10 protein-coding genes and 1 pseudogene are annotated in these 12963 nt (G+C 66.8%); 5 read left to right on the top strand and 6 right to left on the bottom strand.

Features of this window, described 5'->3' with window-relative positions:
• Together CXQ91_RS10755 and CXQ91_RS10750 are read right to left on the bottom strand one after the other, a co-directional pair.
• Positions 1 to 473, bottom strand: a pseudogene (locus CXQ91_RS10755) (IS21 family transposase); the annotation flags it as partial.
• 97 nt (positions 474 to 570) lie between these two features.
• Positions 571 to 1185: a hypothetical protein gene (locus CXQ91_RS10750; protein ID WP_104173901.1), complete on the bottom strand. Its 615-nt coding sequence runs from the start codon at positions 1183 to 1185 to the stop codon at positions 571 to 573.
• A 236-nt stretch (positions 1186 to 1421) separates the two neighbouring features.
• Here CXQ91_RS10750 and CXQ91_RS10745 point away from each other — a divergent pair, with 236 nt between their 5' ends.
• On the top strand, positions 1422 to 2957 hold the full coding sequence (locus CXQ91_RS10745; protein WP_104173900.1) for an alpha-N-arabinofuranosidase: 1536 nt from the start codon (positions 1422 to 1424) through the stop codon (positions 2955 to 2957).
• A 25-nt stretch (positions 2958 to 2982) separates the two neighbouring features.
• On the opposite strand, the gene CXQ91_RS10740 is transcribed toward CXQ91_RS10745, so the two are convergent.
• Positions 2983 to 4041: a family 43 glycosylhydrolase gene (locus CXQ91_RS10740; protein WP_104173899.1), complete on the bottom strand. Its 1059-nt coding sequence runs from the start codon at positions 4039 to 4041 to the stop codon at positions 2983 to 2985.
• A gap of 151 nt (positions 4042 to 4192) precedes the next feature.
• Here CXQ91_RS10740 and CXQ91_RS10735 point away from each other — a divergent pair, with 151 nt between their 5' ends.
• The 4 genes from CXQ91_RS10735 to efeB all read left to right on the top strand — a co-directional run bounded on the left by CXQ91_RS10735 (position 4193) and on the right by efeB (position 8886).
• A complete protein-coding gene (locus CXQ91_RS10735) occupies positions 4193 to 5197 on the top strand; it encodes a LacI family DNA-binding transcriptional regulator (RefSeq protein ID WP_104173898.1) in 1005 nt (334 codons plus the stop codon).
• Between the two features lie 152 nt (positions 5198 to 5349).
• Positions 5350 to 6210, top strand: coding sequence for an iron uptake transporter permease EfeU (gene efeU, locus CXQ91_RS10730; RefSeq protein WP_104173897.1), 861 nt, complete (start codon positions 5350 to 5352; stop codon positions 6208 to 6210).
• Positions 6211 to 6244: 34 nt separating this feature from the next.
• A complete protein-coding gene (efeO, locus tag CXQ91_RS10725) occupies positions 6245 to 7474 on the top strand; it encodes an iron uptake system protein EfeO (protein WP_104173896.1) in 1230 nt (409 codons plus the stop codon).
• Positions 7471 to 8886: an iron uptake transporter deferrochelatase/peroxidase subunit gene (gene efeB, locus CXQ91_RS10720; protein WP_104173895.1), complete on the top strand. Its 1416-nt coding sequence runs from the start codon at positions 7471 to 7473 to the stop codon at positions 8884 to 8886. Before efeO ends, efeB begins: the two co-directional genes overlap by 4 nt.
• Here efeB and CXQ91_RS10715 read toward each other — a convergent pair.
• The 3 genes from CXQ91_RS10715 to CXQ91_RS10705 are packed head-to-tail and all read right to left on the bottom strand — an operon-like array spanning position 8879 to position 12881.
• Positions 8879 to 10066, bottom strand: coding sequence for a fumarylacetoacetate hydrolase family protein (locus CXQ91_RS10715; protein WP_104173894.1), 1188 nt, complete (start codon positions 10064 to 10066; stop codon positions 8879 to 8881). The two genes, efeB and CXQ91_RS10715, sit on opposite strands and share 8 nt — an antisense overlap.
• Positions 10063 to 11538, bottom strand: a complete 1476-nt coding sequence (locus tag CXQ91_RS10710; protein WP_104173893.1) for an aldehyde dehydrogenase (NADP(+)) — start codon at positions 11536 to 11538, stop codon at positions 10063 to 10065. Before CXQ91_RS10710 ends, CXQ91_RS10715 begins: the two co-directional genes overlap by 4 nt.
• On the bottom strand, positions 11535 to 12881 hold the full coding sequence (locus CXQ91_RS10705; protein WP_104173892.1) for an L-fuconate dehydratase: 1347 nt from the start codon (positions 12879 to 12881) through the stop codon (positions 11535 to 11537). Before CXQ91_RS10705 ends, CXQ91_RS10710 begins: the two co-directional genes overlap by 4 nt.
• Between the last annotated feature and the right edge of the window lie 82 nt (positions 12882 to 12963).

Genomic DNA, 12963 nt, shown 5'->3' with positions numbered 1-12963 from the left:
GTGACCGGATCGGCCAACTGCATCGTCGGCCCCGACCAGTCGACCTCCACCGTCTGCCCGGCCTTGTGCCCGACCCGGGATGCCACCCCCGTTACCAACACATGCCGCTGGTAGGTCCTGCAGAACCGGTCATAACCCATCACCGGCTCACCGGCAGCGGCGCATGAATCGGCGTACTCGCCATGCAGCAGCTTCAGCGTCACCCCGACCCGGGCCATCTCCCGGTGCACCTGATCCCAGTCCGGCTGCGCGAACACGCTTTGATGCTCACCGCGCCCCGGGAACAACCGGGCATACACCTCGCGGTCCGAGCTGTCGGCGACATCATCCCAAACCACACCGGCCGCATCGGCAGCCTCCAGCACCGCCGTGATGCTCTTCCGAGACATTCCCTGCGATGCCGCGATCGCCCGCCCGGACAGGCCCTCGGCGCGCAACTGCAACACGAGCTTCGCTCTGATCTTCCGTACCATTGATGATTACTCCTTCCGCCGTGAGCCCTATACACACGACGGAAGGAGCCTAAGCCGGGGTGGCCCCCAAGAACGCCACTACCGGCACCCAAGACCGCTACTGCGCGCTCTGCCCACCGGCCCCCAAACACACGACAGATGGACCCCAATAGCGCGAATATTCATCCAGGGCCCAGCGGGGATGGGGCTCGATATCAGGATGGATAAATTCCGGATGAATCGTCTTCACTTTGTTGGGAATGCTACTAAGTGTCAGCGTCACGGACTTGATGGCGCGATCGGCATAGCCCGAGGTTAAGGTATGCGGCCCCGTTTTGTAGGCAATGATGGTTGACTTCCCGGACCATTCCGTCTGATCGACCTGCCAGCCTGCGGATTGAAGGGCAGAACGTATCCACTCGAAATGATCGGGTGACGTGAACTCAATCCGGTAGGTGATTGACCCGTGTGCAGTCATTGCGAAGTAGAGCCTGGGGCCAAGGGTGTCGAAGAGCGCAGCAGCGCGAGTCAGCGACCACAGGGCTCCCGCCCGCACACCCTGGCTCAGCCGTAGCATTCCCGCCCACACAGCCCGTGCCAGCTGCACCGCTCCGGCCCAAAAGAAATGGCTCACGCTACGCATGGCCATCTTGACAGCTGCCAGCACAGTTGCCCGCCTTGTTAGGACCGAGTTCTCCTCCGCCACTCCACCTTGGTCCTCAATCGTGTCCATCCAGATCCCCCATCTGTGATGCAGAACGCCCTCAGCGTTGGCAACATCTATTGCCTTTTCACATCGAGGATTGCCGAACCTGAGATGTGGGGCAAATCGAGTCGATAACGGATCTGTTTCCGAACCCACGGCGTTGCCCCTACGAGTATGTGGACGGCCAACCTTGACGGATCCTGGATGAACGCTAACAATTATCTTCTATAACGTTGTAGAAACCTAGAAACGAGGATGTTTACGTGGGCACTTCCGAACACGCCACCGCCAAGATCACCCTGGATCCCGCCTTCACCGTGGGGCCGGTCCGCCGCCGCACCTTTGGCGCCTTCGTGGAACATCTTGGCCGTTGCGTCTACACCGGTATCTTTGAGCCGGGCCATCCGAAGGCTGACGCTGACGGCTTCCGGACCGACGTCCTGGAACTCACCCGCGAACTGGGCGTATCCACGGTCCGATACCCGGGCGGGAACTTTGTCTCCGGTTACCGCTGGGAGGACGGCGTTGGGCCGGTGGAAGAGCGTCCGGCGCGCCTCGACCTGGCCTGGCACTCCACCGACCCCAACCATATGGGGGTGGACGAGTTCGCCAAATGGTCCGCCAAGGCAGGCGTCGAGCCGATGATGGCCGTGAACCTGGGCACCCGCGGGACCCAGGAAGCCCTCGACCTGCTGGAATACTGCAACATCGACGGCGGGACGGCGTTCTCCGACCAGCGCCGGGCCAACGGGGCCGAAAACGGCTACGGCATCAAGATGTGGTGCCTGGGCAACGAGATGGACGGGTTCTGGCAGATCGGCCACAAGAACGCCACGGAGTACGGCCGGCTGGCGGCGGACACCGCCCGCGCCATGCGGATGGTGGAGCCGGATCTGGAGCTGGTGGCCTGCGGAAGCTCCGCCCCCACGATGGACAGCTTCGGCGAGTGGGAGCGGGTTGTGCTGACGGAAACCTACGACCTGGTGGACCTGATCTCCGCACACCAGTACTTCGAGGACTTCGGCGACCTGCAGGAACACCTGTCCTCCGGCCATCGGATGGAGGCCTTCATCAAGGACATCGTGGCCCACATCGACCACGTGAAGTCGGTCAAGAAGTCCGCCAAACAGGTGAACATCTCCTTCGACGAATGGAACGTCTGGCACATGAGCCGCGACGAATCCAAGGCACCCACCGGCAAGGACTGGCCCGTGGCCCCGGTGCTGCTCGAGGACCGCTACACCGTGGCGGACGCCGTGGTGGTGGGCGACCTCCTCATCACGCTGCTCCGCAACACCGACCGCGTGCACTCCGCCAGCCTGGCGCAGCTGGTGAACGTCATCGCCCCCATCATGACCGAGCCCGGCGGCCGCGCCTGGAAGCAGACCACCTTCCACCCGTTCGCCCTGACGTCACGGCACGCCAAGGGCACGGTGCTGCAGCTCGCCGTCGAATCCCCGCTGCTCAGCGGCGGCAAGACGGCCGGCTTCGCGGCGCTGTCCGCCGTCGCCACTTTCGATGCGGACGGCGGCGAGGCGGTGGTGTTTGCCGTGAACCGTTCGGCAACGGACGCCCTTACGCTGGACGCCGCCGTCGCCGGTCTGGGGAACGCCAAGGTTGTTGAAGCGGTCACCTACACGAACAAGGATCCCTACTGGCAGGCGACAGCGGATGACTCGACCTCCGTGCTGCCCGGCGAGAACGTCAGTGTCAAGGTCGACGGCGGCCGGCTCACCGCCGAGCTTCCCGCGGTGTCCTGGAGCATGATCCGCCTCTCGGTCGACGGAGTCGGACACTAGGCGATAGGGAATCCGGGCCCCGGAGCTAGCTCTCGAGGAGCGCCGGATCCAGGTGGACGGGGGCGTCCAGGTCGCGCAGGCAGACCAGGACGTCCCCTTCCACGTGCAGCCGCGCCGCATGGATGCTGGTGCGTTGTTCACGGACCGCCCGGGCCGGGTCCGCCAGGCCGTTGGCCATTTCGGTGTCCTGCCATTCCGGATGCGTGAAGTAGAAGATATGCGCGTGGTCGTCCTGAGTGACCACGTCGGCGTGCCTGCCGTACGTGGCGTCGTCCGCCCCGGCGCCCGGCGTATCCAGGATGAGGCCGTTGTTGGCTTCCTGCCGGGCCCAGGCGAGGCCGTCCGCCGAGCGGTGCACGGCCTGGCCGCGCCACTCGTCCACCACCATCCAGTACCAGCCGCCCAGCCGGAACACGTTGGGACCCTCATGGGCAGGCAGCCCGATCACCTGCCCCTCGGCGCGCCAGCGGCCGACCGGTTCCCGGCGTCCGGGGCGTCCGACGGCGGTGCTGCCGCTGGCGCCGTCGGACGGTTCCTTCCGGGTCACCGGCTGTTCCCAGACCGCCGACCAGGTGGTGGAGCCGTCCACCTCATCCTTGAACCAGAGGCGCGGACGGCCGTCCGCCACCACGGCGAAGGCTGCGTCAATGACGTTCTCGGAACCGACATCCACCCGCCCGCGGAACTCCCACTGCTCCAGGCCGGGGCTGGTGAAATGCACCAGCCGCCGCCGGGTCTGCTCGGCCCAGGTGCGGGGAGCACCGGCGCCCCAGGTGAGGAACATGTGGTATGTGCAGTCATGCCACACCACCTCCGGGGCCCAGTGGGTGTTCAGGCCGGCGGAGTCCTCCGGATCGAGGCCCTCCACCACGCCGCGGTACTGCCAGCTGGCTCCCGCGTCCGAGGACACGGCGATCCCGATCCTGGTGCCGGTGATCCAGTCCACGCCATCGGTGGTGAGCGTGGCGCGGCGGGCCGTGTAGAACATCCACCACTCGCCCGTGCCGCGGCGGTGGACGACCGTGGGGTCGGCGGCGCCGTCGAACACCGGGCAGCGGAAGAGGGGAGGGGCGGCGGACGGCATGGCGGTTTCCTTTGTGACGTGCTGGCGGAGGGTCGGTTCGGATGCTGCGGCCGCCACTATTCTATAACGTTGTAAATGTTGCGGAAAGGGCAAAACCGGGGCGGGTCTGCAACGATGTAGCTGAAAGTGTTGACGGGGAAGGGAATCACCTGTGGCTGTGACCATGAACGACGTTGCGCGCGCCGCCGGCGTCTCGTTGAAGACGGTATCCAATGTGCTCAACGACTACGAGTTCATCCGGCCAGCCACGAAGCAGAAGGTGCTGGACGCCATTGCCGAGCTGGGGTACGAGGCCAACCTGACGGCCCGGAGCCTGCGTTCCGGCAAAACCCGGATGCTGGGACTGGTCCTGTCCGACCTGTCCATTCCCTACTACGGGGAGCTTGCGTCCAGGCTGATGACCGTTGCGGCCAGCCGGGGCTACCGCGTCCTGGTGGAGCAGTCCGGCGGGGTCGCGGGACACGAGCTGAGCGCGCTCCAGGGTCCGTTCCGCCAGCTCACGGACGGGCTGCTGTTCACCCCGCTGACCCTCGACGTCGACACCATTGCCGCGCACCAGGGCATCAAGCCGATCGTGATGCTCGGGGAACACATCGCGGATCCGCGCTTCGACCTGGTGACCATGAAGAACGCCGAGGCCGCGGAAGCCATCACCGCCCATCTCCTGGCCGGGGGGCGGCGTCGGATTGCCGTCCTGGGCGCGACGGCGGGCGCCACGACGGACAGCCCCGGCCTGCGCTTGAACGGCTACCGGAAGGCGTTGGAGGCTGCGGGGGCGGAGTTTGACCCGGCCCTTGTGGTGCAGTGCGACTGGCGCCGTGACGGCGGGGCCTCCGCCGTCGGCAGCCTGCTGGACAGCGGAGTCCGGTTCGACGCCGTCTTTGGCCTGAACGACGTCATGGCGCTCGGTGCCCTGCACGAGCTCCTGGTCCGCGGCATCAGGTTGCCGGACGACGTCGCAGTGGCGGGCTTTGACGACATCGACGAGGCCCGCTTCGCGTCGCCAGCCCTCACCACGGTCTCTCCCGGGATGGAGGAGATCGCCGAGCGGTCCATCAAGCTGCTCATCGACCGGATCGAAGGCGTCGAGACCGCGTCGGAGGGGCTCCACATCGAGGCAGGTTTCGAACTGAAAGTGCGGGACTCGGCGCCGTAAGGTCCGGGCGCGCCGCAAAGCGGTGCAGGGAGCCGGAGCGGGCGTAATGTTCGGGAATTAGCACACGTTTGAGTTGCTTAATTTGAACACGCGGGTGATCCTCTTATAAGGCTAGCCTAACCTTGGCTGCGGATATTTGAGGCTCCACGTTCATGACAGCAAACTATTTGATCGGCCTGCGCGAAGGCCTTGAGGCGACTCTCGTCGTCGTACTCCTGATGGCCTATCTCATCAAGACCGGAAGGCGGCACCTCCTGCCCCGGCTCTGGGCGGGCGTCGGATTCGCAGTGGCCGTGTCGGCGGGATTCGGGGCTTTGCTCACCTTCGGCCCGCGCGGACTCACGTTCGAAGCGCAGGAAGCCATCGGTGGCAGCCTTTCCGTCGTGGTCGTGGCCGTGGCGCTGGTGACCTGGATGGTGTTCTGGATGGCCCGCACCGCCCGCACGCTCGGCACCGAACTCCGTACGCAGGTAGACAGGTCCGCAGGTGGCGCCGGCTGGGGGCTGGCCGTTGTTGCCGCCCTGGCGGTAGGACGCGAAGGCCTCGAAACTGCCCTGTTCCTCTGGGCGGCCACCCAAGCCGCCGGGCAGTCGGCAACTCCGCTGCTCGGAGCCCTCCTGGGCCTGGCGACCGCCGTCCTGCTCGGTTTCCTGCTGCACCGCGGAGTCCTGAAGATCAACCTCGGGGTGTTCTTCACCTGGAGCGGCGCCGCCCTCGTCGTCATCGCCGGGGGCGTGCTTGCCTACGCCGTCCATGACTTCCAGGAGGCCGGGATCCTGCCCGGACTCCACAGCCTGGCCTTCGACGTTTCGGCGGCCATCCCGCCGTCGTCCTGGTACGGGACCGTACTCACAGGCACCCTGAACTTCTCACCTGCCACCACGTGGCTGGAAGCGGCAGCATGGCTGCTGTACGTCCCGGCCGTGCTGTTCTCCTACCTTCGTTCCAACCGCCGCGGCCGCGCATCATCGCAGCCGAACACAGCCGCCCGGGCTGCCGTCGCGGCTTCCTGACCCCCCACTCCCGCACCCCCAAAGGAACACCTCCATGCCCAGCCCCAGCATGCCCGAATTTGACCGCTCAGCAGCCGCCCGCACGCCCGGCCGCCGGCACAGCGCGGCCGCCCGCCTGGCAGCGGCAGCCGCCGTCGCAGTCCTTCCGCTGACACTGGCCGCCTGCACGGACAACGCCGCACCTTCACCGGCCGCGGGGGCGGCCGGACCCATCCAGGTCACCAGCACCAGCGATGCCTGCAAGGTGTCCACAGCCACCGCGGTAAGCGGCAACCTCACCTTCACCGTCAAGAACGACGGCGATCAGGTCACCGAGTTCTACCTGCTGGCGGAGGACGGCCTGCGGATCCTGGGCGAAGTGGAAAACATCGGCCCGGGGCTGACCCGGAACCTGGTGGTCACGGTCCCTGCCGGCAAGTACAACACTGCCTGCAAGCCCGGAATGGTGGGTGACGGCATCCGCGCCAGCTTTGACGTGGCCGACTCGGGCACCCGGCCGGCAGTGGACAAGGACCTGCAGGCGCTCATCGACCAGGGGACCGCGCAGTACGCAGCGTATGTCAAGGACCAGACCGAACAGCTCCTGGCCGGGACCAAGAAATTTGCCGAGGCCTACGCCGCCGGCGACGCTGCCACCGCGAAAGAGCTCTACGCCGCAACCCGCATGCACTGGGAGCGGATCGAGCCGGTAGCCGAGTCCTTCGGCGACCTCGACCCCAAGCTGGACGCCCGCGAAGCGGACCTGGCCGAGGGCGAGGAGTGGACCGGCTGGCACCGTGCCGAGAAGGACCTGTACCCGCCGGCCGGGTTCCAGGCGCTGAGCGCCGCGGAGCGTGAAAAGCTGTCGGCCCAGCTGGTGGCCGACACCGAGGAGCTGGCCAAGCGCACGCGGACGGTGGAGCTCACTGCCGACAAGCTGGGCAACGGCGCCAAGGAGCTGCTGGACGAGGTGGCCACCGGCAAGGTCACCGGCGAAGAGGAGGCCTGGTCGCACACCGACCTGTGGGATTTCCAGGCCAATGTGGACGGCGCCCGGATCGCGTTCGAAAACCTCAGGCCCGTGCTGGAGCAGAAGGACCCGGAGCTCGCCAAGACCCTCGATACGAAGTTCTCGGAGCTGCAGGCTGAACTGAAGACCCACGCCAGGGGCGACGGCTTTGCCTACTACAACGAACTGACCCCGGAACAGATCCAGCGCCTCGCCGCCCTGGTGGATTCCCTTGGCGAGCCGCTGTCCAACCTCACCGCGGCAGTAGTGCTGTGACCGGTTGCCCCTTCGGCGGTGGGCAGGGCCGCGGCCAGGGCGGAGTCCAGCGGGACACGTCCCCGGCTGCTGCCGCCGCCGCAACCGACACTGACGGGGCCGCCACTGGGGGCGCGGCTGATAAAGAGGGTGCCGGGCGCGGCGTGTCCCGCCGGCGCATGCTCTCCTTTGCCGGCGTCGGGGGCGCCGGCGCGCTGGCAGGCCTCGCCGCCGGACTGCTGGGGCGCGACGCCGTCTTCGCGTCGGACCCTGCCGCCGAGGTGACTGCCGCCGACACGGTCCCGTTTTACGGGGACCGCCAGGCGGGAATTACGACGCCGGCACAGGACCGCCTGCACATGGCCGCCTTCGATGTCATCACCGAGGACCGCGACGCCCTGATCCGGCTCCTCAAGGACTGGACTTCCGCTGCGGAGGATATGACCCAGGGCCGGGAAACCGGTGAAACCGGGGCGGCCGGCGGGTCCTATGACGCCCCGCCGCAGGATACCGGGGAAGCGATGGGCCTCAGCGCCGGCAAGCTCACCGTCACCTTCGGATTCGGCGCCAGCCTGTTCGAAAAGGACGGGAATGCACGGTTCGGGCTCGAGGGCCGGCGTCCGGACGCCCTGATAGACCTGCCGCATTTCCCCGGCGACGACCTGCAGGCCGTACGCAGCGGCGGAGACATCATTCTGCAGGCATGCGCCGACGATCCCCAGGTGGCTGTGCACGCCATCCGGAACCTCGCCCGGTTGGGGTTCGGGAAGGTACGCGTCCGCTGGTCGCAGCTGGGCTTCGGACGCACGTCATCCACTTCCCGGGCTCAGCAGACGCCCCGCAACCTTTTCGGCTTCAAGGACGGCACCAACAACCTCAAAGTCGAGGACGCCGGCCTGCTGGACAGCCATGTCTGGGCGGGGGCCGGCACCCGGGAGGGCGAAGCCTGGATGCAGGGCGGAAGCTACCTGGTGGCGCGCCGCATCCGGATGCACATCGAGATCTGGGACCGGACGTCACTGGGCGAACAGGAAGGCCTGATCGGGCGGACCAAGGCAGAGGGCGCTCCGCTGTCCGGCGGCCAGGAATTCACCGCCCCGGACTTCAGCATCCTGGGCAGGGACGGTGAACCCCTGATGGGAACCGACTCGCATGTCCGCCTCGCCCATCCCGACCAGAACGGCGGCGTACGGATGCTGCGCCGGGGGTACAACTACACGGACGGTTCCGACGGTCTGGGGCACTTCGACGCAGGCCTGTTCTTCATCGCCTTCGTCAAGGATCCGCGCACGCACTACGTGCCCATGCAGATGGCCATGGCCAAGCAGGACACGCTGGCCATCGAGTACCTCAAGCACACCGGCTCCGCGCTGGCCGCGGTGCCGCCGGGCATCAGGCCCGGCGGCTTTATCGGCGAAGGCCTGTTCAGCTGACCGCAGCCGTGGCTTGCTCCTGCGCGGCAAGGTAACGGAACAGCTGCTGGAGTCCGAAGCGCCATTCCGGCAGTTCCTCGGCGGCGCCCACCGTATTGACCAGGGCGCCAAGATGCCGGCTCCGGATAGTGACCACGTCCCCTATCCGGTGGGTGAATCCCTGCCCCGGCACGTCCCGGTCCTGCGTGGGCGCGAACAGTGTGCCCGTGAAGAGCGCGAACCCGTCCGGGTACTGGTGGTGCCTGCCGAAGGTCGCCGCCACCAGTTCCTCGAACGGACGGCTGATCCGGGCCACCGTGTTCCGGCCCTCCAGCTGGTAACCGTCCGCGCCCTCCACCCGGAGCAGGATCTCTTCCTGCCGCACCGTCTCGAGTGTGAACGCGTCGTCGAACAGCCGGATCAGCGGCCCCAGCGCGCTGGAGGCGTTGTTGTCCTTTGCCTTGCCCAGGAGCAGGGCGCTGCGGCCTTCGACGTCGCGGAGGTTGACGTCGTTGCCGAGCGTGGCGCCAACAACCCTGCCCGTGGACGTGGCGATCAGCACCAGTTCCGGTTCAGGGTTGTTCCAGGAGGAGAACGATGGGATTCCAATGCCCGCGCCGAGGCCGACGGAAGAAAGCACCGGTGCCTTGGTGAAGACTTCAGGGTCGGGGCCAATGCCCACTTCCAGGTACTGCGACCACAGTCCTTCGGCGATCAGCACCCGCTTGGCCTCGGCGGCCTCAGGGGAACCCGGCCGTACGTCGCCGATGCTGCCGCCGAGGGCCCGACCCACAAGGTCACGCATTTCGGCGGACCTGCCGGCATCTCCGCCGCAGCGCTCTTCGATGACCCGCTCAATCATGCTGTCCACGAACGTCACTCCGCAGGCCTTGATGACCTGGAGGTCAACGGGCGCCAGCAGGTGCGGACGGGATGTGTCCTGTGACAGCGACGCCTCCAGCACGTCAGCCGTATTCCAGCGCGCCATCGTCATGGCGGAGCGGACGTCAGCCGCCGGATCCGGGCGTTCCAGCAGCTCCGATACAGTGCCGGCAACGTGCTGCAGGTCGAACACGTCGCCGCCCCGCACCGCCACTATCCGGGGTCCTGAGGTTTCCACATCCCAGAGGCGGCCGATGAGAAGGGCGTTCTCCGCGTCCTCCGGCAGAACCAGTGCGGGCGAAGCGGTCCGCGCGGTCACAGCTTGCCGTCCTTCCGGGCAGCAAACGGATGCTGCCAGACGCCGTCGACCCTTTGCGGAATGTTCCACGGGTTGGCGTCCTGCAGGGGTTCCGGCAGCCTTGACGCCGGGAAGGATTGGAATGCCACCGGCCGGAGGAACCGCCGGATGGCGGCTGTCCCCACGGAGGTGGTTCCCGACGTCGTGGCCGGGTACGGCCCGCCGTGGTGCTGTGCGTAGCTGACGGTCACTCCTGTGGGCCAGCCGTTCCAGAGCAGGCGCCCGCTAATATCCGCCAGCCTGCCGGCGAGCTCAGCCACGTCGTCCTCCAATTCGGCGTGCAGTGTGGTGGTCAGCTGCCCCTCCAGCAGCCCGGCAAGGGCGGCGAGTTCGGATTCGTCGCTGTACTCCACCACAAGGCTGGCAGGGCCGAACATCTCCTGTCGGAGGATCCCTGGGTCGTGGCGCACCGCATCGGAAGTCGTCAGCAGGACAGTGGGGGCCGGCGCTTCGGCGAAGTCGCCCTCAACCAGTACCTGCACGCCTGCCGTGTCCCGCAAGTCAGCAACTGCCTGCCGGAACCCTTCGTGCAGCCGTTCACTGAGCAGTTGTGCCGGGGCAAAGCCTGCGAGGGCCCGCCGGAGACCGTCCCGGACCTCGTCAGTTTGCCCGGCCGGGACGAACAGCACGCCCGGCTTGGTACAGAACTGCCCCATACCGAGGGTGAGGGAGCCCGCATAGCCGCTAAGGATCTCCTCGCGGCGCGCAGACCATGCGTTGCCGGTGACAAAAACGGCGTTGATGCCGCCCAGCTCGCCGAAGAACGGGATGGGTTCCGGCCGCGCAGCCGCACGGTTGAACAGCGCCCGGCCACCCGCCGTCGAACCCGTGAACCCAATGGCCTTCACCAGGGGGTGGTCAACCAGCGCTTCTGCCGCCTGGCGGCCGGTGACCTGGGAGAAGAGGCCAGACGGCGCCCCGGCTGCCTCAAGTGCGGCGGTCACCGTTTCTGCCGTGCGGACCGCGAGTTCCCGGTGGCCGTCGTGCGCCTTGTGGACGACGGCGCAGCCGGCCGCCAGCGCGGACGCGGAATCGCCGCCCATCACGCTGAAGGCGAAGGGGAAGTTGGACGCCCCGAAGACCCCGACGACGCCAAGAGGAACGTTGTAGCGGCGCAGATCCGGCCGAGGCCCCATGGCCCAGGCGCCATCTTCATGGTCGATCGTCGCGTCGAAATGCTCACCCCGTCGAATTTCGTCAGCGAAGAGGCGGAGCTGGAAGACGGTACGCTTCAGTTCCCCCCGGAGGCGGGGCTCGGCCAGGTGCGTTTCCCTGGCTGCGATCCCGATGAGGGCACCGGCGTTGCCTTCCAGGCCGGCGGCCACCGCTTCAAGCCAGGCTGCCCTCGTTCCGGGACTGGCCAGGCGGGCCTTCTCGAACGCTGCGTGGGCAGCATCGACGGATTCGTTCAGTTCTGCATCGGTGGTGTTCATCGGCCGGCTCCTGCGGGTGCAAGGCTGGCGCCCGTGACGGCGGCGCGGTTGCCCACTTCAAGCCACCCGGCACCGGAGGGGAAGTCCCAACGGGTCCGGGATGCGGTCAACATTTCTGCCCCCGTGCCCGGTCGTTCGGGCGCGGCATAGCGTCCGTTGATGATCCGGACCGGTTCCGCGAAGTGCTCGTGGAGGTGGTCAACGTATTCGATCATGCGGCCGTCCTGGGTTCCGGTGATGGCTGCGTAGTCGAAGAAGGAGAAGTGCTGGACAAGCTCGCACAGTCCCACGCCGCCAGCGTGCGGGCAGACCGGGACACCGAACTTGGCCGCGAGCAGCAGGTTGGCGATGTTTTCGTTGACGCCACCTACCCGGGTCGAGTCGAGCTGGAGTACGTCGATGGCGCCTGCCTGGAGGAGTTGCTTGAACACGATGCGGCTGGCCACCGCTTCGCCGGTGGCAACGCGCACCGGCGAGATCCCCTTCCGGATGTCCGCGTGGCCCAGGATGTCATCGGTGCTGGTGGGTTCCTCGATCCAATACGGCTTGAACTCGGCAAGCGCGTTGACCCATTCGATCGCCTCGGACACCTCCCAGCGCTGATTGGCGTCGATGGCGATGGGGAGATCGCCCACTGCCTGCCGGGCGAGGGCCATGCGGCGGCGGTCGTCAGCGATGTCGCCGCCCACCTTGAGCTTGATCATTGAGAAGCCGTCTGCGGCCGCTTCCTTGCTTAGTCGGACCAGTTTCTCGTCGCTGTAACCCAGCCAGCCGGGCGAGGTGGTGTAGGCGGGATAGCCGTCCGCCCTGAGACCCGCAATGCGGGCGGCCTTGCCGTGCTGGCCCGCGCGGAGGATGTCCAGCGCCTGCTGCGGGTTCAGGGCGTCGCGGATATGGGTGAAGTCGACGACGTCCACGATCTCTTCGGGGGACATCTCGCTCAGGAGCAGCCAGAGCGGCTTGCGTTCGCGGCGGGCGCGGATGTCCCAGAGCGCGCTGACCAACGCGCCGGCCGCCATCTGGGTGACGCCTTTTTCCGGGCCGAGCCAGCGGAGCTGCGAGTCGTGAATGAGGCGCTTGGAAGCGTTGCCCAGGTCGTAAATCAGTTCGTCGATGTCCCGACCCAGCAGGAGCGCTGCATAGGAGTCGATGGCCGCAGTCAGGATCTCGTTGCCCCGGCCGCAGCTGAACACAAAGCCGTGGCCTTCTTCGCCCGCATCGGTGCGGATGACGACGTAGGCGGCGGAGTAGTCGGGGTCAACATTGACCGCGTCGGACCCGTCGAGTTCCAGTGATGTGGGAAAGCGGACGTCCTGGGTGTTGATGGAAATGATGGAAGGCATGGATCTCTTCTCTCGGATTGATCTGGAGGGTTGCATGATTTCCTATATGAATTTCCATAATCATATAGGAGATGTGATCCAG

The organism is Arthrobacter sp. Y81, assembly GCF_002929335.1.
Lineage (GTDB): Bacteria > Actinomycetota > Actinomycetes > Actinomycetales > Micrococcaceae > Arthrobacter.
Note: the sequence above shows the minus strand (reverse complement) of the source record. Positions and strands in the feature narration are given on the sequence as shown.

Excerpts from the sequence above, each read along its gene's own strand:
- CXQ91_RS10750 (WP_104173901.1), bottom strand. The coding sequence starts at position 1,185 with ATGGACACGATTGAGGACCAAGGTGGAGTGGCGGAGGAGAACTCGGTC.
- CXQ91_RS10740 (WP_104173899.1), bottom strand. The coding sequence starts at position 4,041 with ATGCCGTCCGCCGCCCCTCCCCTCTTCCGCTGCCCGGTGTTCGACGGC.
- efeU (WP_104173897.1), top strand. The coding sequence starts at position 5,350 with ATGACAGCAAACTATTTGATCGGCCTGCGCGAAGGCCTTGAGGCGACT.
- efeO (WP_104173896.1), top strand. The coding sequence starts at position 6,245 with ATGCCCAGCCCCAGCATGCCCGAATTTGACCGCTCAGCAGCCGCCCGC.
- CXQ91_RS10710 (WP_104173893.1), bottom strand. The coding sequence starts at position 11,538 with ATGAACACCACCGATGCAGAACTGAACGAATCCGTCGATGCTGCCCAC.
- CXQ91_RS10705 (WP_104173892.1), bottom strand. The coding sequence starts at position 12,881 with ATGCCTTCCATCATTTCCATCAACACCCAGGACGTCCGCTTTCCCACA.